At 59.3% G+C, this 20,864-nt stretch carries 21 protein-coding genes and 1 pseudogene; 15 read left to right on the forward strand and 7 right to left on the reverse strand.

Annotated features, from left to right (window positions below; translation table 11 throughout):
• The first annotated feature begins 82 nt into the window (after window positions 1-82).
• Window positions 83-523 carry a peptidoglycan-binding protein LysM gene (lysM, locus tag BLU71_RS23345; protein ID WP_042608595.1) on the forward strand — a complete coding sequence of 147 codons (441 nt, stop codon included), beginning with the start codon at window positions 83-85 and terminating at the stop codon, window positions 521-523.
• A gap of 96 nt (window positions 524-619) precedes the next feature.
• Here lysM and yrfG read toward each other — a convergent pair whose 3' ends face one another.
• A complete protein-coding gene (yrfG, locus tag BLU71_RS23350) occupies window positions 620-1,282 on the reverse strand; it encodes a GMP/IMP nucleotidase (protein ID WP_065615369.1) in 663 nt (220 codons plus the stop codon).
• Window positions 1,283-1,370: 88 nt separating this feature from the next.
• Here yrfG and nudE point away from each other — a divergent pair, with 88 nt between their 5' ends.
• A complete protein-coding gene (gene nudE / locus BLU71_RS23355) occupies window positions 1,371-1,940 on the forward strand; it encodes an ADP compounds hydrolase NudE (protein WP_065615370.1) in 570 nt (189 codons plus the stop codon).
• 7 nt (window positions 1,941-1,947) lie between these two features.
• On the forward strand, window positions 1,948-2,775 hold the full coding sequence (gene cysQ, locus BLU71_RS23360; RefSeq protein ID WP_083353981.1) for a 3'(2'),5'-bisphosphate nucleotidase CysQ: 828 nt from the start codon (window positions 1,948-1,950) through the stop codon (window positions 2,773-2,775).
• 80 nt (window positions 2,776-2,855) lie between these two features.
• Here the strand turns inward: cysQ and BLU71_RS23365 are convergent, their stop codons facing one another.
• From BLU71_RS23365 to BLU71_RS23385, 5 genes and pseudogenes are all read right to left on the reverse strand, one after another.
• Window positions 2,856-3,311, reverse strand: a complete 456-nt coding sequence (locus BLU71_RS23365) for a YiiD C-terminal domain-containing protein (RefSeq protein ID WP_083353982.1) — start codon at window positions 3,309-3,311, stop codon at window positions 2,856-2,858.
• Window positions 3,308-4,690, reverse strand: a complete 1,383-nt coding sequence (locus BLU71_RS23370; protein WP_042608600.1) for a sigma-54-dependent transcriptional regulator — start codon at window positions 4,688-4,690, stop codon at window positions 3,308-3,310. The genes BLU71_RS23365 and BLU71_RS23370 overlap by 4 nt, the downstream gene beginning before the upstream one ends.
• Window positions 4,687-6,495 carry a sensor histidine kinase gene (locus BLU71_RS23375; RefSeq protein ID WP_042608601.1) on the reverse strand — a complete coding sequence of 603 codons (1,809 nt, stop codon included), beginning with the start codon at window positions 6,493-6,495 and terminating at the stop codon, window positions 4,687-4,689. Before BLU71_RS23375 ends, BLU71_RS23370 begins: the two co-directional genes overlap by 4 nt.
• Window positions 6,496-6,679: 184 nt before the next feature.
• Entirely contained in the window at window positions 6,680-7,225 is a 546-nt protein-coding gene (rfbC, locus tag BLU71_RS23380; RefSeq protein WP_083353983.1) for a dTDP-4-dehydrorhamnose 3,5-epimerase, read from the reverse strand.
• Between the two features lie 83 nt (window positions 7,226-7,308).
• Window positions 7,309-7,704, reverse strand: a pseudogene (locus BLU71_RS23385) (DUF3916 domain-containing protein); the annotation flags it as partial.
• A 341-nt stretch (window positions 7,705-8,045) separates the two neighbouring features.
• On the opposite strand from BLU71_RS23385, the gene BLU71_RS23390 reads away from it, so the two are divergent.
• The 9 genes from BLU71_RS23390 to BLU71_RS23430 all read left to right on the forward strand — a co-directional run bounded on the left by BLU71_RS23390 (window position 8,046) and on the right by BLU71_RS23430 (window position 17,899).
• A complete protein-coding gene (locus BLU71_RS23390) occupies window positions 8,046-10,958 on the forward strand; it encodes an aminotransferase (protein ID WP_083353985.1) in 2,913 nt (970 codons plus the stop codon).
• A gap of 305 nt (window positions 10,959-11,263) precedes the next feature.
• Window positions 11,264-12,142: an N-carbamoylputrescine amidase gene (gene aguB, locus BLU71_RS23395; RefSeq protein ID WP_083353986.1), complete on the forward strand. Its 879-nt coding sequence runs from the start codon at window positions 11,264-11,266 to the stop codon at window positions 12,140-12,142.
• Window positions 12,142-13,248, forward strand: a complete 1,107-nt coding sequence (aguA, locus tag BLU71_RS23400) for an agmatine deiminase (protein WP_083353987.1) — start codon at window positions 12,142-12,144, stop codon at window positions 13,246-13,248. The genes aguB and aguA overlap by 1 nt, the downstream gene beginning before the upstream one ends.
• Before the next feature lie 244 nt (window positions 13,249-13,492).
• Window positions 13,493-13,711, forward strand: a complete 219-nt coding sequence (locus BLU71_RS23405; protein WP_064363382.1) for a hypothetical protein — start codon at window positions 13,493-13,495, stop codon at window positions 13,709-13,711.
• Between the two features lie 457 nt (window positions 13,712-14,168).
• Window positions 14,169-15,455: an OprD family porin gene (locus BLU71_RS23410; protein ID WP_065615377.1), complete on the forward strand. Its 1,287-nt coding sequence runs from the start codon at window positions 14,169-14,171 to the stop codon at window positions 15,453-15,455.
• 231 nt (window positions 15,456-15,686) lie between these two features.
• Window positions 15,687-16,433, forward strand: coding sequence for a 2OG-Fe dioxygenase family protein (locus BLU71_RS23415; protein WP_064363380.1), 747 nt, complete (start codon window positions 15,687-15,689; stop codon window positions 16,431-16,433).
• Window positions 16,434-16,512: 79 nt separating this feature from the next.
• The gene (locus BLU71_RS23420) at window positions 16,513-16,890 is read left to right on the forward strand and encodes a GNAT family N-acetyltransferase (protein WP_042608609.1); all 378 of its coding nucleotides are present in this window, start codon (window positions 16,513-16,515) and stop codon (window positions 16,888-16,890) included.
• On the forward strand, window positions 16,887-17,603 hold the full coding sequence (locus tag BLU71_RS23425) for an AzlC family ABC transporter permease (RefSeq protein WP_042608610.1): 717 nt from the start codon (window positions 16,887-16,889) through the stop codon (window positions 17,601-17,603). The genes BLU71_RS23420 and BLU71_RS23425 overlap by 4 nt, the downstream gene beginning before the upstream one ends.
• Window positions 17,582-17,899 carry an AzlD domain-containing protein gene (locus BLU71_RS23430; RefSeq protein WP_042608611.1) on the forward strand — a complete coding sequence of 106 codons (318 nt, stop codon included), beginning with the start codon at window positions 17,582-17,584 and terminating at the stop codon, window positions 17,897-17,899. Before BLU71_RS23425 ends, BLU71_RS23430 begins: the two co-directional genes overlap by 22 nt.
• On the opposite strand, the gene BLU71_RS23435 is transcribed toward BLU71_RS23430, so the two are convergent.
• Window positions 17,816-18,742, reverse strand: coding sequence for a LysR family transcriptional regulator (locus BLU71_RS23435; protein ID WP_042608612.1), 927 nt, complete (start codon window positions 18,740-18,742; stop codon window positions 17,816-17,818). The two genes, BLU71_RS23430 and BLU71_RS23435, sit on opposite strands and share 84 nt — an antisense overlap.
• A gap of 469 nt (window positions 18,743-19,211) precedes the next feature.
• On the opposite strand from BLU71_RS23435, the gene BLU71_RS23440 reads away from it, so the two are divergent.
• The 3 genes from BLU71_RS23440 to BLU71_RS23450 all read left to right on the forward strand — a co-directional run bounded on the left by BLU71_RS23440 (window position 19,212) and on the right by BLU71_RS23450 (window position 20,858).
• Window positions 19,212-19,502 carry a type II toxin-antitoxin system RelB/DinJ family antitoxin gene (locus tag BLU71_RS23440; RefSeq protein ID WP_065615378.1) on the forward strand — a complete coding sequence of 97 codons (291 nt, stop codon included), beginning with the start codon at window positions 19,212-19,214 and terminating at the stop codon, window positions 19,500-19,502.
• A gap of 271 nt (window positions 19,503-19,773) precedes the next feature.
• Window positions 19,774-20,181 (forward strand): MbcA/ParS/Xre antitoxin family protein, encoded by a 408-nt coding sequence (locus BLU71_RS23445; RefSeq protein ID WP_083353988.1) that lies wholly within the window; start codon window positions 19,774-19,776, stop codon window positions 20,179-20,181.
• On the forward strand, window positions 20,178-20,858 hold the full coding sequence (locus BLU71_RS23450; RefSeq protein ID WP_065615380.1) for an RES family NAD+ phosphorylase: 681 nt from the start codon (window positions 20,178-20,180) through the stop codon (window positions 20,856-20,858). The genes BLU71_RS23445 and BLU71_RS23450 overlap by 4 nt, the downstream gene beginning before the upstream one ends.
• Window positions 20,859-20,864: the final 6 nt, after the last annotated feature.

Consider the following 20,864-nt stretch of genomic DNA (forward strand, 5'->3'; position numbering starts at 1 on the left):
CGTCATTGGTCGGACTGGAACCGGGTTTGGCTAGGGTGGTCTAGGCTTGGACGACTGGAACCCAAATCAAGGAGTGTGCGCTATGAGTCTGTTGAGCTTTGTGAAAGAGGCCGGTGAGAAGCTGATTGATCTGTTGACCCCAGGCAATGCCAATGCGAGTGAGCAGTTGAAGGAACATATCAGCAAGGTCGGGTTGGGCAATCCCAACGTGCAGGCGACCGTGGATGGCGACAAGGTGACGGTGACCGGTGAAGTGGCGAGCCAGGAAGAAAAGGAAAAGGTTCTGCTTGCGCTAGGCAACATTGCGGGCGTAGGCAGCGTCGATGATCAGATCACCGTGACCGGCCCGGTTGTGGCGGCCGCCGAGCTTGTCGAGGTCAAGGCAGGTGACACGCTTAGTGCGATCTCACTGCGCGTCTATGGCAATGCCAACCAGTACCAGAAAATCTTCGATGCCAACAAACCGATGCTCAAGGATGTGAACAAGATCTATCCGGGACAAAAACTGCGCATTCCAAAATAACGCAGTCATGTAGGAGCTGCCGAAGGCTGCGATCTTTTGACTTTGATTTTAAAACCAGGATCAAAAGATCGCAGCCTTCGGCAGCTCCTACAGGGATCAGAGTCCGGTAATCAGGTCGCGATAATCCCCGGCTGCAGCGAACTCCGCCGTGTCCTTCGGCCCCTTGCGGCTGTCCGGTTCTTTCACTGCGAGCAAATGCGCCACACCAAAATCCCGTGCACTGCGCAGGATCGGCAAGGTGTCGTCGATAAACAGGCTGCGCGCCGGATCAAAACCGATGTCCGCCTGCAAGGCGTCCCAGAACTGTGGGTTCTCTTTGGGAAAACCATAGTCATGCGAGCTGATCAGCCGCTCGAAGTAGGGCGCCAGTTCGATCCGTTCCAGTTTCAACGACAGCGAATCGCGGTGCGCATTGGTGATCATGATCACCCGTTTGCCGGCACGCTTGATCGCGGCGAGAAAGGTGTCGGCATCCGCGCGCAGGGCAATCAAGTGCGCGGTTTCCTGTTTCAGTTCCCGCACCGACAGTTTCAGCTCCGCGCTCCAGAAATCCAGGCAGTACCACTGCAACTGGCCGGCGTGGCGTTCGAACAACGGCTGCAATTCCAGCTCTGCCATCGCCCGGCTGATGCCGTGCAGTTCGGCGTAGCGCTGGGGCAGGTGCTCGAGCCAGAAATGGTTGTCGAAGTGCAGATCCAGCAGCGTGCCGTCCATGTCGAGCAGAACGGTATCGATGTCGGACCACGGTAAAGAGGGCATGGCAACGTCTCGAACGGTGAAAGGATATCCGACGCAAACAATCGGGAAAGCCGCGTTATAGTAGCGCGTTCACGCCAAGGAGCTTTGCATGCGCCAGAAACCCACCGTACTTGCCCGCGAGATCGTCGCCACCAGTCGCCTGTTTCGCGTCGAAGAACTCAAGCTGCGATTTTCCAATGGCGTGGAGCGCACCTACGAGCGTCTGGTCGGCAAAGGCGCGGGGTATGGCGCGGTAATGATCGTCGCGATGCTCGACGCCGAGCATGCGGTGCTGATCGAAGAGTATTGCGGCGGGACCGAGGAGTACGAACTGTCTCTGCCCAAAGGCCTGATCGAACCGGGCGAAGATGTGCTGGCGGCGGCCGAGCGGGAGCTCAAGGAAGAGGCCGGTTATGGCGCGCGCCAACTGGAACATCTGACCGAGCTGTCGCTGTCGCCCGGTTACATGAGTCAAAAGATTCAAGTCGTCCTCGCCACTGATCTTTACGAGGAACGGCTGGAAGGCGATGAGCCTGAGCCGATGCGCGTCGATAAGGTCAATCTGCGCGAACTGTCGGCGCTGGCGCTCAATCCGCAATTTACCGAAGGCCGCGCGTTGGCGGCGCTGTATTTGACCCGTGACCTGCTGACCCAGCGCGGGGTGTTCAGCCATGAGTGAGACGTTGATGAATTTTCCCCATCCGTTGATGGCACCGGTGGTCGAGCTGGCGTTACAGGCCGGCGAGGCGATTCTGCCGTTCTGGCGTGCCGGTGTTGAAGTCACGGCCAAGTCCGATGATTCGCCGGTGACGGCTGCTGACATGGCAGCACACCACCTGATCGTTGCCGGGCTGACGGCGCTTGATCCGAGCATTCCAGTGCTGTCCGAAGAGGACGCCGATATCCCGCAGAACGTGCGCGCCGGCTGGCAGCGCTGGTGGCTGGTGGATCCGCTGGACGGAACCAAGGAGTTCATCAGCGGCAGCGAGGAGTTCACCGTCAACATCGCACTGATCGAAAACGGCCGGGTGGTGTTTGGCGTGGTGACGATGCCGACCAACGGTCGTTTTTACGTCGGCGGCGCCGAACTGGGTGCCTGGCGTGGCGACAAGGGCGCAACGCCGGTGCCGATTCAGGTGCGCGACGTGCCAGCCCCGGGCGAGGCGTTTATTGTGGTCGCCAGCCGCCGTCATTCAAGTCCTGAGCAAGAGCGTCTGCTGGCCGGGTTGAGCGCGAGTCTCGGTGAGCTGCAACTGACCAGTATCGGCAGTTCGTTGAAATTTTGCCTGTTGGCCGAAGGTGCGGCCGATTGCTATCCACGCCTGGCGCCCACTTCGCAGTGGGACACGGCGGCAGCTCAGGGCGTGCTGGAAGGGGCGGGTGGCGAGGTGCTGGATCTGAACGGAGAGGCGTTTACTTATCCAGCGCGGGAGTCGCTGTTGAACGAGTTCTTTCTGGCGCTGCCGGCGAAGGCTGCGTGGCGCGAGAGATTGTTGGAGTTGGCTCGAGGTTAACTGCTGATCCGGAACTCCCCCTCACCCCAGCCCTCTCCCCCAGGAGAGGGCTGGGGTGAGGGTGAGGGGGCTTTTGATCTTCAGCTGTGCAACACGTACTGCCCGGTAAATCTCACCGCCTCGGCCTGACTTCCCGCATTCAGGATTCGCGTATCCAGCGTCAACCGCGCCCGCCCATAACGCCGATACATCGCCAAAAACCGCTTCCACACCGCTGCATCCGGCGGCGGACATATGGCCACGGCGTCCCCGGTCACGGGCAGCGGATAACTGATCTGCCCTTCCTGGATGACGATGTGTCCGTCGGTAATCCCTTCTTCTTTCAGACGTAAATGCAACCAGCCCCAACCGGCCAGCACCGCGCCGCAGTAGAGGCTGCCGCCAAACAGGGTGCTCTTGTGATTGACGTTGGGCGCGAGGGGCAGGTGCAGGCTCAATTGCTGCTCTCGCCACTCAAGCACCTTGAGTCCCATCTCGACGGTCAGCGGAATGTCGTGATGCAGCACCGTTTCCAGGTATTCGCTTGCGCTGCTCATTCGCTCTCTTCCCCGTGGCTGCTGTCGCCGAAATTCAGGCCATGTTTGCGCAACTTGTCGTGCAGAGTCTTGCGCGGAATACCCAAGGCTTCGGCGAGGCTGCGTACCGAACTGTGCGAGCGCGCCAGTTCGGCGGCGATCAACGACTTCTCGAAGTTTTCCACTTGCTCGCTGAGGCCGCCGTTGACCACTTCCACAGGCGCGGCGCCGCTGCCGTCAGCGCTGCTATCCAATGCCAGCTCCAGGCCCAGCGCAAAACGCTCGGCGGCATTTTGCAATTCGCGTACGTTGCCCGGCCAGGTGTGGCGCAGCAGCAATGCGCGTTGCGCCGGTTGCAGTTCGTGGGGCGGCAAACCGTGGCGAGCGCTGGCTTCGTCGGCGTAATGCTGGAACAGCACCAATGCGTCTTCACCGCGTTCGCGCAGGGGCGGGATACGCAGTGGTGCGACGTTGAGGCGGTAATACAAGTCGGCGCGGAAGCGGCCCTGGTCCGCCGCCTGGCGCAGGTCTTCCTTGGTCGCGGCGATCACCCGGATGTCCAGCGGGATCAACTGATTGCCGCCCAGGCGTTCGACGACCCGCTCTTGCAGCATGCGCAGCAATTTCACTTGCACGTCCATGCTCATGCTCTCGATTTCGTCGAGGAACAGCGTGCCGCCGTTGGCGAATTCGAATTTGCCGATGCGGCGCTTCTGCGCGCCGGTGAAGGCGCCGGGCTCGTGGCCGAACAACTCGCTTTCCACCACCGATTCGGCGAGTGCGCCGGCGTTGATCGCCACGAACGGACCGTTGCGCCGGCTCGACAAGTCATGCAGCGCACGGGCAACGACCTCTTTGCCGGCGCCGGTTTCGCCGAGGATCAGCACGTCGGCCTTGGTCGCGGCCAGCGCGCCGATCTGCTCGCGCAGGCGCAGCATCGGGGTCGAGTGGCCAACCAGTCGCGCGCTCAGTTCGTTGCGGTCGCTCAAGGCCAGACGCAGGCTGCGGTTGTCCAGCACCAAGCGGCGCAAGGACAGCGCACGACGCACGCTGTCGAGCAGGGCATCGCTGGCAAAGGGTTTTTCCAGAAAGTCGTAAGCGCCGGCGCGCATCGCCTGCACCGCCAGCGGTACGTCGCCATGGCCGGTGATCAGCAGCACCGGCAACTCGGGATCCTGTGCATGCAATTCATTGAGCAGTTCGAGGCCGTCCATACCCGGCATGCGAATGTCGCTGACCACCACACCCGGCCAGTCACGCTCAAGCTGTGCGGCCAGGCCTTTGGCTTCGGACAGTGGCAGGATTTTCAGACCGGCCAGGTCCAGGGTCTGGCCGAGGGCCTGGCGCAGGTGCGGATCGTCGTCGATCAACACTACCTGGATGCGATTGTCGATGGTCATGCACTTCGATCCTCGGACGGTTGCAGGCTGACTCCGGGCGCACCGGCGCGCAGGCGCAGGGTGATCAGGGCGCCGCCTTGCTTGTGGTTGGCGAACGACAGCTCACCACCGAAGGCGCGCATCAGCGTTTCGCAAATGGCCAGCCCCAGACCCAGGCCTTGCGTGCGGGTCTTGGTGGTGTAGAAGGGTTCGCTGGCGCGGCCAAGGGCTTCCATGCAGAACCCGGGGCCGTTGTCGCGAATGTACAGATTGACGCCTTCGGCGGTGGCTTCGGCGCTCAGCCACAATTTGCGCGGCGGGCCTTTTTCGGTCAGAGCATCAAGCGCGTTGGCCAGCAGATTGCCGAGCACTTGGCGCAATCGGGTTTCGCCGGCCTCGACCCACAGCGTGGCGGCAGGCAGGTCGCGGATCAGCTCGACTTCCATACTGCGCCGACGTTTGGCCAGCAATGCCAGCGCATCGTCCAGCGCCGGTTGCAGCGCGACACTTTCCGGTGCGTGGCGATCGCGGCGGGCGAAGGCGCGCAGGTGGGCGATGATCGAGGCCATACGCCCGGTCAGTTCGCTGATCAGTTTGAGGTTGCCGCGCGCGTCGTCGGTGCGTTGATGGTCGAGCAGCACCTCGGCGTTCTCTGCATAACTGCGAATCGCCGCCAGTGGCTGATTGAGTTCGTGGCTGATGCTCGCCGACATGGTGCCCAGCGCCGAAAGCTTGCCGGCCTGAACCAGATCGTCCTGGGCGCGCACCAGCTCCTGCTGCGCGTGCTCACGCTCGAGCACTTCCTGCTTCAGGCGTCGGTTGAGGCCTTCCAGATCGCTGGTCCGTTCGGCGACCCGGCCTTCCAGCTCGCGGCGGGCCTTGGCTTCGAAAGCGATGCGCTCCAGATAATGCCGACGCCGCTGCATCATCAAACCCACCAGCAGCATGACCACCAACAGCGTGGCGCCGCCGATCGCGACTACGGTGCGCACCGGGCGATCGATCAATGTGCGCGGAGCGAGAATGCTCACGCTCCAGCCGGTTTCGGCAATGTCGTGGGTCTGCGTCAGCCACGCGTCAGGGCTGAGGTTCAGCGGTCTGGGTTCGCGGGTCGGGTAGGGCTGGATCGCGGTGATCGCGGCGCGCTCGGAATCGCTCAGTTCCCGGGTTGATCGGAAACGCCACTCCGGACGCGAGGTAAGGATGACCACGCCGTTGTGGTCGGTCACCAGCAATTGCTCAGGGGTTTTGCCCCACAGGCTTTCGGTGTGGTCGAGGTCGACCTTGATCACCAGCACGCCGATGATTTTCTCGCCGTTGCGCACGGCAGCGGCGAAGAAATAACCGCGTTTGGCCGAGGTGGTGCCGAGGCCGAAGAAGCGTCCGAGGCGTCCGGCCATGGCTTCGCTGAAATACGGGCGGAAGGCGAAGTTGCGGCCGACGAAGCTGTCACGTTTGTCCCAGTTCGACGCCGCCAGTGTCTGGCCGGACGTGTCCATCAGGTACATGACTTCGGCGCCGGTCTGCGCGGCGATGTTTTTCAGCAAACGATTGGCGTTGCCTTGGGTCACGCCGTCGTCCGGCGCACCGAGTACCGCGCGCAGGGCCGGCAGGTCGCCGAGAATCTGCGGCAGCACTTCATAGCGATGCAGGGTGCCGAGCAGGTTGGCGACGTAAAGGTCGAGGGTCTGGCGATTCTGCCCGGCGAGTTCGCTGCGGTAATAGCGTTCGGCAAGGTGTTCCAGCGGCCACAGCAGCGGCGCCAGGCACAGGGCCAACAGCGCGAGGCTGCGCCAGCGGGGTCTGCGGGGGAGTGTTGGTTTCATGAGCCGGATACGCCTGTAGGGACAGGCGCATTATGCCTCTGCTCTGTACGAAAACTGCCTGCGCGTCGATCATGCTGCGTTAAAAACAGGCTTGGAATGCTCATTTAGGGGGCCTGGACTCCGCTCCTCGCCTGTTTTTGCCTTGCCTGATCACCGCTTGGCGAGTTTTCGTGCAGACCTGGCCTCAGGCGAAGACGTCAGCGTCCTTGAAAAGTGCGGCCGCCTGATCCTTGGTCGACAGTTTCGGCGCTGCGTCCAGTTGCCAGTCGATGCCCAGGTCCGGGTCATCCCAGCGGATCGCGCGTTCGGCTGAGGGTGAGTAGTAATCAGTGGTCTTGTAAAGAAATTCGGCGTAATCGCTCAGCACCACAAAGCCATGGGCAAAACCCTCCGGTATCCACATCTGCCGGTGGTTGTCGGCAGACAGACGCACGGCCACCCATTTGCCGAAATCGGGCGAGCTGCGGCGGATGTCCACGGCAACATCGAGCACTTCACCGGCGGTCACCCGAACCAGTTTGCCCTGGGTTTGCTGCAGTTGGTAATGCAGGCCACGCAGTACGCCTTTTTGTGACCGCGAATGGTTGTCCTGCAAAAATTGAACATCGAGGCCGGTTGCTTCCAGAAACGCCTTGGCGTTGAAACTCTCGTAGAAAAAACCGCGCTCGTCACCAAACACCTTCGGTTCGATGATCAGAACACCGGGCAGGTCGGTGGTGATTACATTCATGAGTATTTCCATAGATTCAAGGCGAACGGGCGACATTCTTGCGCAAAGCGCTGCGAGGCGCGAGTGCCGACTGCGTGGAGGTGTCAATCCACCTCGCCAAAATACCAGCGTTCCTCGTGGTAATACTGGCCATCCCAGCCCTCAACCTCGTAGCGCAAGCCTCGCTCTCCCATGCCCTGTGGCAAAACCAGCCCCCATTCCAGAGACAGGCTTCTGCCGGTTTCCACATATTCGCTGTCGGAGGCAGGTATATGACCGCGGTGATATTCCAGATCCGCATAGATACAGATTTCGCTGGAAAACATACCGGGAACACAAATGGCTGCGACCACCCTGCAGTCAAGCGCATGCTCCGGTCGGGCCAGGCGTAGATGCTGCGCCGCGTCGATCAGGTGCTGGGCGCATTGCCTTTTCAGGTCGGGTGTCGCCTGTTTTCCTTCGACCATCGACATGTGGATTGGAATTTTCCAGTTCCAGTACTTGTCCTCGAGCGTGAGATCCGCTGGAAACTATCCCTCGAAATCAGCGGCCCAGGCCGCCAGAGCTCGTAAGCGGCGCGGAATGTTGCGGACTTTTTTATTCGAAAGGGCGAGGCGACGATGGGACATGACTTGGTCTTGCATCCGTGCTGTGAAATTCAGGGCGCAGGTTGCACAGAGCTGCACGGAAACACAATCTGAAAGTCATGTAGGAAAATTTGACTGGACGGCTTTCGCGACGGCGGGGCGGCCTTCTTCTGGTCGGTCTTCGTTATAAAGGGTTGCGTATCGCCGGGAGCAATGGCGATATAAGCGCCTAATAAAATGTCAGGGGTCGTTTCATGCCGCTCGCCACGTTGATTCATCGCGCCAGTTTGCCCGGTCCGCAGGTTTCAGAAGCGCAGGCGCTGCAATGGCTGGCCGAATATTACGGGCTTGGCGGCACCTTGCAGGCGCTGGGCAGCCAGCAGGATCTGAATTATCGCGTCGACAGTGCGCGCGGGCGCTTCGTGTTGAAAGTCTGTCGGGGTGACTACGCGCTTTCGGAACTGCAGGCCCAGCACGCCGGGCTCAAGTATCTGGCCGAGCACTCGGCGATCAAGGTACCGCGCGTGATCGCTGCCAATAACGGCGAAGACCTGTTGTCGCTGCACGCCAATGGCGAAGCGGTACATGTGCGGTTGCTGGAGTACATCGACGGGCAGCCGTTGACCGATTTCGATCATCTTCGTCAGGACGTGGTCGCCGGTTTTGGCCGACTCTGTGGAGAGATGGATCTGGCGCTGGCAGGCTTCGATCACCCCGGCCTCGAGCGCACCTTGCAGTGGGACGCGCGCCATGCCAACGCGTTGATCAATCACCTGTTGCCGGTGATCAGCGACGAGCAGCAGCGCGCGGCGATAGGCGCTGCCGCCGAGCGGGCCGAGCGCCATTTGCGGCCGCTGCTGGACAAGTTGCCGGTGCAGGCGATTCACATGGATATCACCGATGACAATGTCGTCTGGCAGCGCGATGTTCAGCGCCATTGGCAGTTGCAAGGGGTGATCGATTTCGGTGATCTGGTGCGTACGTGGCGTATCACCGATCTCTCGGTGACCTGTGCGGCTTTGCTGCATCACGCCGATGGCGATCCGTTTGTCATCCTGCCGGCGGTCAAGGCGTATCACGCGGTCAATCCGTTGCACTACGAAGAGCTGCAAGCGCTGTGGCCGTTGATCGTCGCGCGAGCGGCGGTGCTGGTGCTCAGTGGCGAGCAGCAGGTGAGCGTCGATCCGGGCAATACCTACAGCCGCGACAACCTCAGTCATGAGTGGGAGATCTTCCGCGTCGCGACCTCGGTGCCACTGGCGCTGATGGAGGCGGCGATTCTGACGGCCGTGGGCCAGTCCCTGCCCGGTGTCGAAAACATTCAATTTGCGCCACTGCTGCCCGGCCTGGTCGGGCGCGAATTTGCCCTGATCGACTTGGGTGTGCTGAGCCCGCACTTCGAGGCCGGCAATTGGGAGCAGCAGGGCATTGATCAGCGTTTGCTGACAGAGGCCGCAACGGTGCACGGGCTGGCGGCCACGCGTTATGGCCAGTACCGCTTGTCACGCACGCGGCCGGACAGCGCGACCGAACCGGATACGTTCCCGCTGCATGTCGAATTGCATGTGCCGTCTGGAACCGACGTGCAAGCACCGTTCGCGGGAGTTCTGAGTCAAACGGCGGACGGTGCGCTGCGGCTTGACGGGCCGCAGTTCAGTGTTCGGCTATGGGGCGTGACGCCATTCCCTGACCCTGGCGCAGCGCTGGACCAAGGCCAACGAATCGGTAAAGTCAGCGGGCCTTTGCTCGTGCAATTGTGCCGAGCAGCAGAGCTCGACGCGCCGCTGTTCTGCACGCCGTCCCGGGCACTGGCCTGGCAGGCGTTGTGCCCGTCACCGGCGACGTTGCTTGGCCTCGCCTGCGACGCCGAGCCAGAGCTGGACGCGCAAACCCTGCTCGCGCGTCGCGATGCCAGTTTCGCCCGTACGCAAAAACACTATTACGTCGACCCGCCACGCATCGAGCGCGGCTGGCGCAATCATCTGATCGACATGCACGGCCGATCGTATCTGGACATGCTCAACAACGTTGCAGTCCTGGGCCACGGCCACCCGCGCATGGCGGCGGTCGCGGCGCGGCAATGGTCGTTGCTCAATACCAACTCGCGGTTCAACTATGCGGCAGTCGCCGAGTTTTCCGAACGCTTGCTCAAGCTCGCCCCGAAGGGCATGGACCGGGTGTTCCTGGTCAACAGCGGCAGCGAGGCCAATGACCTGGCGATTCGCCTGGCCTGGGCCTACAGCGGCGGGCGCGACATGATCAGTGTCCTCGAGGCCTATCACGGCTGGACGGTCGGCGCCGATGCGGTTTCAACGTCGATTGCCGACAACCCGAAAGCTCTGGAAAGCCGCCCGGACTGGGTGCACCCAGTGACGGCGCCGAACACCTATCGCGGCGAATTCCGTGGCCCCGAATCGGCGCCTGAATACGTGCGCAGCGTCGAACATCATCTGCGAAAACTTGCCGAGCAGAAGCGGCAACTGGCCGGTTTCATTTGCGAGCCGGTGTACGGCAATGCCGGCGGTATTTCGTTGCCGGCGGGTTATCTGCAAAAGGTCTATGCGCTGGTGCGTGCACAGGGCGGGGTGTGCATCGCTGACGAGGTGCAGGTCGGTTATGGGCGCATGGGCAAATTCTTTTGGGGCTTCGAAGATCAGGGCGTGGTGCCGGACATCATCACCATGGCCAAAGGCATGGGCAATGGTCAGCCTCTTGGCGCGGTGATCACTCGTCGAGAGATAGCCGAGGCGCTGGAGGCCGAGGGCTACTTCTTCTCCTCGGCGGGCGGCAGTCCGGTCAGTTGTCAGATCGGCATGGCAGTGCTGGACGTTATGGAAGAAGAAAAGCTCTGGGAAAACGCCCAAGTCGTCGGCGGCCACTTCAAGGCGCGACTGGAAGCGTTGATCGATAAACATCCGCTGGTTGGCGCGGTACACGGCTCAGGGTTCTATCTGGGACTCGAGCTGATCCGCAATCGGCAGACGCTGGAGCCGGCGACTGCAGAGACTGCGTTGCTGTGTGATCGCCTGCGTGAGCTGGGGATTTTCATGCAGCCGACCGGCGATGACTTGAACATCCTCAAGATCAAACCACCGATGGTGACGTCGCGCCAGAGCGTGGATTTCTTTGTCGATATGCTGGATCGGGTGCTTACCGAAGGCTTGTAAGCAAGGCACATCCCATGTGGGAGCGAGCCTGCTCGCGAAAGCTGTGTATCAGTCGCCAGATGCGGTGACAGACACACCGCATTCGCGAGCAGGCTCGCTCCCACATTTGTATTCGGTCTAAAGTTCGATTTGTATCGATTTACTAAGCGTTTAAATAGCGTATTTTCTGATTTATAGGTTTTAAAGCCGATATTTATCGGTTATAAAGTCGCCATTGCCCCGGCCTTGGCGATCTCTTGTCCGGTGCGCGCGTTTCTTTTCGGTCGAATTCGTCGACCGTCAAAGCACTAGCCCGGAGATGATTCATGAGCCGTATCGTTACCGTCGCCGCCACGCAGATGGCCTGTTCGTGGGATCTTGAAGCCAACCTCGAAACTGCTGAAAGGCTGGTGCGTGAAGCCGCCGCCAAAGGTGCGCAGATCATCCTGATTCAAGAGCTGTTCGAGGCACCGTACTTTTGCCAGAAGCCGAATCCGGATTACCTGCAACTGGCAACGACCGTTGAAGAAAACGTCGCCATCAGGCATTTCCAGAAAATCGCCCAAGAACTTCAAGTGGTGTTGCCGATCAGCTTCTACGAGCTGGCCGGGCGGGCGCGCTTCAACAGCATCGCGATCATCGACGCTGATGGCAGCAACCTCGGGATTTATCGTAAAAGCCACATCCCGGACGGCCCGGGCTATCACGAGAAGTATTACTTCAACCCGGGCGACACCGGTTTCAAAGTGTGGAACACCCGTTACGCGAAAATCGGCGTAGGCATCTGCTGGGATCAGTGGTTTCCGGAAGCGGCGCGCAGCATGGCCTTGCAAGGCGCGGAAATTCTCTTTTATCCAACCGCGATCGGCAGCGAGCCACACGACAACAGCATTTCTTCGCGCGATCACTGGCAACGTGTGCAGCAGGGCCATGCCGGCGCCAACCTGATGCCGCTGATCGCCAGCAACCGCATCGGCAACGAAGAACAGGACGGTTATGACATCACCTTCTATGGCTCTTCGTTCATCGCCAACCAGTTCGGTGAAAAAGTGCAGGAGCTGAATAAAACCGAAGAAGGTATTCTTGTGCACACGTTCAACCTCGACGAGCTGGAGCATATTCGCAGCGCGTGGGGTTCATTCCGCGACCGCCGGCCGAATCTGTACGGCGCGTTGAAAACCCTCGACGGTTCCCTGGAGTCCTGATGACCACATTGAAAAGTACCCCACGCGCCGACGGCTTCTACATGCCCGCCGAGTGGGCGCCACAAACCCAAACCTGGATGATCTGGCCCGAGCGCCCGGACAACTGGCGTCTGGGTGGCAAACCGGCGCAGGCCGCGCACGCCACAGTGGCCAAAGCCATCGCCCGCTTCGAGCCGGTGACCGTTGCCGTCTCCGCCGGCCAATACGAAAACGCCCGCGCGCGCCTCGATGTGCCGAATATCCGCGTGGTGGAAATGTCCAGCGACGACGCCTGGGTTCGCGACAGCGGCCCGACCTTCGTCATCAACAATCGTGGCGAAGTGCGCGGTGTGAACTGGGATTTCAACGCCTGGGGTGGTTTCGATGGCGGTCTGTATGCGCCGTGGAATCGTGACTCGCAGGTCGGCGGCAAAATCCTCGAGATCGAGCGCAGCCCGCGCTACCGCACTGAAGGTTTCGTGCTCGAAGGCGGTTCGATTCATGTCGACGGCGAAGGCACTTTGATCACCACCGAAGAATGCCTGCTCAACCGCAATCGCAACCCGCACCTGAGCCGCGAAGAAATCGAAGCGGTGCTCAGTGACAACCTGTCCGTGGACAAGATCATCTGGCTGCCGGATGGTCTGTTCAACGACGAAACCGACGGCCACGTGGATAACTTCTGCTGCTACGTGCGCCCGGGTGAAGTATTGCTGGCGTGGACCGACGATCCGCAGGATCCGAACTATCCACGCTGCCAGGCCGCAATGCGCGTGCTGCAAGACAGCACCGACGCCAAGGGCCGCCCGTTCACGGTGCACAAAATGCCGATTCCGGGGCCGTTGTATGCGACCGAGGAAGAGTGCGCCGGGGTCGATCCGGTGGACGGCTCGCAGGAGCGTAATCCGTCCGTGCGCCTGGCCGGTTCCTACGTGAATTTCCTGATCGTCAACGGCGGCATCATCGCGCCGAGCTTCGATGACCCGATGGACGCGCCAGCCAAGGAAATCCTGCAGAAGCTGTTCCCGCAGCACGAAGTGGTGATGGTGCCGGGCCGCGAACTGTTACTGGGTGGCGGCAATATTCACTGCCTTACCCAGCAACAGCCGGCGCCGCACAAAGAGTGAGTTGAGTCGTAACAGCTTGAGTTGGTTAACAAATCAGCCTGGCAATGATTAGCTCGCTACGCATGAAAGCAAGCCCGCAGCCCGTCAGGACCGCGGGCTTGTTTGTATCCGCCGGTCGCTGTTCGGCGCGCTTTGGCATAGCTCTTGTATTGCTTCTGTTGCACTAGGGAGGGCGGGGAACTTCAACAGTTCTGTCACAAACCTTGGATAACTTAGCCGCTCATGAACGGGGGAGAGCGCTGAAATGAACGCCGAAGTGAACGTAGTCAGCGAGCGGACTGTGCATCCCATGGCCGTCAATGGCGAATCGCTCCAGCTTGTCGCGCACTGGTTGAAGTCCAATGGAACGCGTCAGATCAGAGAACCTGATCCGCGCCGGATGATGATCGAGCGCTACCCCGCTGGGCTGTTCAGCGAGGCCGAACTGGAAGCGTTGTGGGATGTGATGGAAGGACAGGAGTAACAGGGATTGATCAAAGCGCTGCCGGGATTGGCGGCGCTTTTTTTTGCCTGAATTTTATCTACAGGTATTCAAAGGTGGGAGCGAGCCTGCTCGCGAAGGCGTCCGCCCTGCCAATGACTCGTTGACTGATTCATCGCTTTTCGCGAGCAGGCTCGCTCCCACAAATCAAAACTCCCTGCTTAATCTGGTTTTCCTGCAATCGCCCAGCTAAGAATTTACGTTTCTTAGACGTTTTTCGCCTATTTAAAGACGATTCTTGAAATTGACACACTGTTAAGGGCGCGGCTACGATTCCGCCCAACGCCTGTGGCTAACCGCCATGACTCAAAATAAGGAGCAGGCCCGCCATGACGTATCCGTCGGCGGGTCTTTTTGTTTCGGGGTGAATACAAGAGTGCAAAAGCGCCGTTTCAGCCGTTCGACACAGCGCGTTTCAACCCGTAATAAGGAAAACAAAATGTTGAACAAGCGAATCAGTCTGATCGCACTGGGGATGTTGAGTGCTACACAGGCCATGGCTAACGACCAGGCCGAATCCAAGGGTTTCGTTGAAGACAGCAGCCTCAAAGTGCTGCTGCGCAACGCCTACATCAATCGTGATTACAAAGACGGTCGCCCGGACAAAGCCGAGTGGGGCCAGGCGGCGATCGGGACGTTCTCGTCCGGCTTCACCCAAGGCACCGTGGGTGTCGGTGTTGACGCCTTTGGTCTGTACGCACTGCGTCTGGACGGTGGCAAGGGACGCACCGGCGCCCAAGGCATCGACTTCTTCAAGCAGGAAAATGACGGTCGCGCCAACCACGACATCGCCAAGGGCGGCGCAGCGGTCAAATTCCGCTTCTCCAACACCGTGCTGACCTACGGCGACCAGATGCCGGCCCTGCCGGTGCTGAGTTACGACAACGTGCGTCTGTTGCCGGAAAGCTACACCGGTACTTTGATCACTTCCCGTGAGATCAAAGGTCTGGAGTTGAATGCCGGTCGTTTTACCGCTGAATCGCGCAAGAGCGATGAAGGCCGTGACAGCGGCGGTCTGAAGTCGATCAATGTATTGGGCGGCAGCTATCAGTTCACCGAACGCTTCAAAGGCGCGCTCTATGCGTCGGACGTTGAAGACGTCTTGAAGAAACAGTACGTGAACGCCAACTACGTGATTCCGTTCAACAAGGACCAGTCGCTGACCCTGGACTTCAACGGCTATCGCACCAAACTGGACAACTCCTATGTCCGCGAAAACGGTGTAACCGGCGACGACAACAAGATCTGGAGCCTGGCGGCGACCTTCGCCACCGGCCCGCATTCGTTCACCGTGGCGCACCAGCGTTCCACCGGCGACAGCAACCTGGGTTACGCCTACGGCGGTTATCAGAAAGATCAGGGGCGTGTCGGTGACGGTGGCAATACCATCTACCTGGCCAACTCCTACTGGTCGGACTTCAACGCCGAAGATGAACGCAGCTGGCAGCTGGGCTACGGCCTGGACTTCGGTGTATTCGGCGTTCCGGGTCTGAGCTACAACTTCGCTTACGTGCGTGGCGACAACATCACCACCTCCACCAGCGAAGGCGGCACCGAGCGCGAGATCTTCAACCAGTTCAAGTACGTCGTGCAAAGTGGTCCGGCCAAAGACCTGAGCGTGAAACTGCGCAGCTCGATTCTGCGTGTCTCGCAGAAATCCAGCGAGTACAACGTCAGCGGTAACGAAGTGCGAGTATTCGTGGACTATCCGATCAATATCTTCTGATGATCGAAATGCTGTAAGAAAAATGAGAAAACCCCGATTCGTTCGGGGTTTTTTTTCGACGGTTTTTCAGTCGAAACCGGAAATAACCAGAGTTTTTGTCATGTAAAAGTTGTTTTCGATGCGCTGCAGGTTTCGTTTCAAACAACACTTCAAATGCCTGAAATTCTTTCTCATGGACGCAAATTCTCCACCTAATAGATTAGGGCGTTCAACGCAGCGGAGAATCTGGTAATGATCGTTTTGAACAGAGAAGTGGGCGAATCGCTACGGCGCGACAAATTTGTCAACGTCCAGGGTGGTGACTTCAATCTCTACGGTCATTTTGCCGACTTCGTCAGACTGACCAAGAGTTGGGAAAACATGGAGCCTGACAGCTATTACGGTCAGGCCGAAGCCGGCATGCGCTACCGTCGTTACAGCGACTTTGAATACAACCCGAAAACCCGCGAACTCAAACAACTCGAGCATCGCGCCTATGTGCAATCGAAAGCGAACAACGCTTACGTCGGTGGCGTGGTACGGCATTTTCAGGACTTTTCCGAAGAAGTGATCTCTTCACCGGTGATGCGCAGCCTGATCGACACCGATTTCGAAGTGTACAAGAGCGTTCTGCCGGAAGAGTTGCACGATGAAATCTGGCAATGCCAGATCCATCAGATTCGCATCGAGATCAAACCCGGCAAACAGCTGGAAATCACTCCCGAAGGCATTCACTGCGATGGCTATCCGTTCAGCGGCGTGCACTTCTGGGGACGCAATAACGTCGAGGGTGCGGAGAGTCGTCTGTACGACATCCACAAGCATCAATTGGCGGCGACCACCTACGAGGAAATTCTCGACACCACCTACTTCCTCGATCGCGACATGCGTCACTACGTGACCCCGGCGCGCAACACTCACACGCATGCCATGGCATACCGGCAGATTCTGGCAATTTCCTTCTCGCGGCCCGGGACCGCTTTCGACATTGTTCGCTAATCAGATCACCCCAATCGACGGCGTCGAATGCTCGACGCCAGTGGTCCTGCGCCGGGCTACGGCCAAGGATGCGCAACGCATGGAACGCTTCTTCCGCCAGTTCGACGAAGTGTCGTTCTGCGAATGGCAGGACGCCAAATGCCTGCGCGGCGTGTTGATCCAGAAAACCACCACGGCGTACCTGGCGTTCGATGTCGACGGCGAGATCGTCGGCGCGGTGCTGGGCGGCATGCTCGGCAGCCGCGGCACGATCAATCATCTGGCCGTCAGCCCGCGCTACCGCAGCCAGGGCGTGGGTCAGCGCCTGGTCGAAGCCGCGTCATCCGACATGAAGCGGGTCGGGGTTCTGCGGATGTTTCTGTTCGTCGACGATGCTAACCTCGCGGGCAAGCGATTCTGGACCGCCCAGGGTTTTTGCGAACCTCACGGCGAACGGACATTTGAGAGGGATCTATGAATGAAAGGTCCGGCAGCGCACCGTTGATGGCGACTCATCAACCGTCGCGCACGTTTGCCGAAGCCAGCCCGGTAGTCGCCGGGTATTTCACCGTGTCGTTTGTCTTCGGGCTGATGGCGGTCAACGCTGGTTTGCCGATGTGGCTGCCGGTGGCGATGTGCTTGTTCGTGTATGCCGGCGCATCGCAATTCGCCGCGCTGGCGCTGATCTCCAGCGGCGCATCGCTGACCACCATCGTACTGACCACGTTCCTGATCAATGCGCGGCACATGCTGATGTCGGTGTACATGGCCAAGGCCCTGCGCGCCCTTGGCTTGAGCCGCATGGAACGTTGGGCTTACGCCGGTGGCCTGACCGACGAATCCTTCGCCTTCCACAGCGTCAAGCTCGGCACAGGCGCCCCGGTCAACGTGCGTTATCTGATCGGTTTCAACCTGTTCTGCCACACCTCGTGGGTGCTCGGCGGTTTGCTCGGTGCAGTCTGCGCGCAGTACGCGGCGCACTTGATCAAATATCAGCTCGATTACGCGCTCACGGCGATGATGCTCTACGTGCTGGTCTCGCTGTGCAACACGCGCAAAAAACTGATCGCCGCCGCTGCCGCCGTGGTCTGCATGGGGGCACTGAGCCTGATCGGCAGTTCGCCCTTCAACGTATTTATCGCCACGTTTGTGGGCTGCGGAGTGGGTGTATGCCTGACCAAACGTTCCTGATTCTGGTGGTGGCATTGATGATGGCCGTGACCTTTCTGCCACGTGCCTTGCCGCTGCAGATCAACACCGAACACTGGCCGCCGTTCGTGGCGCGGGCGCTGGAATATTTGCCGGTGGCGATCGTCGCTGCGATCAGCCTCACGCCCCTGTTGATCAAGGACCGGCAGATACAGCTCGATCGCCCGGAATTCTATGCCGCGATTCCGACGTTGCTATGTGCGTATTTCAGCAAAAACCTCTTTCTCAGTGTGGCGGTGGGGACGGCTGCGTACATTGCGCTCGGCTCGTTCATGTAGCGGCATATCGACGACATCGTTCAACGCCTGGTGCGACAACTCCGGATTGTTCACCGCCAGGCGCACTTCGAGAAAATCCTCGAAACCGGGGAAGATCGTCAGGCCGTTCTTCTGCGCCGCTTCACGCGAGACCATACCGACCGCATCCATCTGTGTGATGAGCGACAGCGTCAAGGTCTCGCTGCATGAATAGACCATGCGCTGACCGTTCTCGTGATTACCCAGGCCGGCGTCGAGAAAACGCAAAAAGCTGTGGGAATACGGACAGTCTTCTGCAGGACGCACCTGGAACTTGTTGCCCAGCAAGGTCAAAGGATCGTTTTCCTGACCGCAATGCGCACCAACCACCTGCACCTGCACATCCGGCAGCACGATGCTCGGCAAGCCGGGACGCTGCGGACCGATCAGCACGGCGAGGTCGAAATCTTCGTTCTTGAGCTTGCTGAGATTTTCCATCGACTCGGCGTAGCTGAATTCCATCTGATAATCGGGAAATACCTCGATCAACCGTCCGATCATGCGCCGGTTGAAGTCAGGCGACAGCGTGTTGTTCAACGCCACCTTCAACGTCCGCTGCCCCGGCACCTTCAGGGCCTCGACCTTTTCCTCCATCTGCCGCGTGGCGATCAACACTTTGTCGATGTAGGGCGTCAGCTCCGTGCCTTGCGGCGTCAGCGTCAGCCCCTTGTTTGAACGGCGAAACAAGCGGAAACCGAACTGCTCTTCGACCTTGTTCAACTGCGCGGCCAACGCCTGCACAGTCAGGCACGAATGCTCGGCTGCAGCCGACAACGAGCCGGTCTGCACGATGCGCATGAGGTTGCGTAAGGTTCTGCTATCCATGGGTAATGCCCTCTGAAGTGGGCTGGGTATTGTTGTTTACGAAACGACCGAACCGGCGCCATATGCCGGCTATATTCCTGCACCTGAGCATAGTTGTCGCGGATTTAGTAGCGAATTGATTCCCCCGCCGATGGCTGGAGGCTGACAGAGGATCGGGGTTTTTGGTGGCGTGGGGGTGATGGAGGTCATAAAAAGTGCTGGGTTTTGGTGCGTGGGGGCGGTTTTTCCGATGAGAAACGGCTTACATCCTCCGAGGTTTTTGCCAGCGTCACGCGCAGAACGATCTCAGGCAGAGTAGCGATTTAGCTGATAGCGCTTACCTGTCAAAGGAGTTGAAATGGATGCCTGGCATTCGATCCATGGCGGTTAACAACCACCTATCAACTTCGCGTTGACCGACGAAGATCCCTCCGACCACAACGTAGAGGTAGCGCTGATGTAGCTACAAAATCACAACGAGGTAATCGTAATGGCTGCACTACTGAAAACTACCGATGTGCGTTGCCGCATTGATGAGGATTTGAAAACGCGTGCCACTGAAGTCTTAAACGCTTGCGGGCTGAGCATCAGCGACGCCATGCGACTTTTTCTGCGACAGGTTGTTGCCACTCAGGGGCTTCCCTTCGAGGTGCGAGTTCCATCAGAGAAAACGGCGCGCGCAATGATGGAAGCACGAGAAATCCGTCAGCGTTTCGACTCCATAGACGACATGCTGAGGACTGTTGATGGCGAAACCGGAGAAAACGCAAAAACGCGCTGATCGGCCTAAACAGTGTGCACAGACTTCTGAATTCAAGAATTCTTGGGATCGTTATAACCGTGCCGGAAGGCGAGACATGAACGACGTCCGGAATGTGATGGCGATGTTTGTTCTTGGGGCAGCAATTACCCGCAGAATATCTGGATACATAAGCCGGCTTAACTCCGGCTTCTGTGCGGCTGTTTGTTGCGATTGTTCGTTTGTGTATCAAAACTCTAAAAAATTACAGTTTTGTACTAGTCTTGAGCTAAGACAAAATCAGGAGGCGTCTATGCCTACCTCATCTCCAGCCCTCATCCCACGCGAACAACTCGACGCCCCCGAAGCCGGTCGCGTCGCGCTGAAGTTCTTCTTCAACCTTATGGAGCGTTGGGGCTGCAGCGCAGAGCAGCAACGCACATTGCTGGGCGGCGTCGGCAACACCACGTTTTATAAATACAAACATTTGCCGAACATACGTCTGCCTAACGACACCCTTGAGCGGATCTCCTACCTGATGGGCATTCACAAGGCGTTGAGCATCATCTTCAGCAACAGCCGCGAGCGCGCTTACGCTTGGGTCAGCAGCCCGAACACCGCGGCACCGTTCAACGGCAAAACCGCACTGGATTACATGCTGGCGGGCAGGGTGGTCGACATCGCCGATGTGCGCCGCTACCTCGATGGAGTGCGCGGTTGAAAACGCCGACGCTGGTCGAGGTGCCATGGCCGCGCGCGTATCGCATCGTCAACAGCAGCTTCCCGCCGATTGCGCTGTTCGAAGATGTGCTCGATCCAGAAGACCTCGAAGTCGCCTACGCCATCGAAGCGCTAACCAATGATCGTCTGATCGAGCAGGCCGGCGTGCTCGCTCGCGTGCGCCCGGAAGATCGCCTGTCCGGCCCCGGTTCCAGTCCAGTAATGGCCGCGTTTACCCATGTCGGCAAACGCAGCCGTTTCAGCGACGGCACCTTCGGCGTCTATTACGCTGCCAGCAGCCAGGCCGCAGCCATCGCCGAAACCTGTTTCCACCAGGAACGCTTCCTCGCCGCAACCCAGGAAGCCGACCTCGAATTGACCATGCGCACTTACGTCAATCAGGTGATCAAACCGCTGCATGACGTTCGTCATGGCTTTGATCATTTGCATCAGCCTGATCCGGACGCCTACGGGCCGTCGCAGGTATTTGCGCGGCAATTGCGCGATGCTGAATCTTGGGGCTTGCTCTATAACAGCGTGCGATTGGCGGGGCATGAATGCGTTGCGGCGTTTCGGCCCCCGGCGGTTTCGATTCCGAAGCAGGGCAAGCATTTGCGCTATGTGTGGAGTGCGGGTCAGCAGAAGATTTCGTTTGTGTTCGAGATCAGTCAGGTCTGAAACGCA

This window comes from Pseudomonas moraviensis, from assembly GCF_900105805.1.
Classification (GTDB): domain Bacteria; phylum Pseudomonadota; class Gammaproteobacteria; order Pseudomonadales; family Pseudomonadaceae; genus Aquipseudomonas; species Aquipseudomonas moraviensis_A.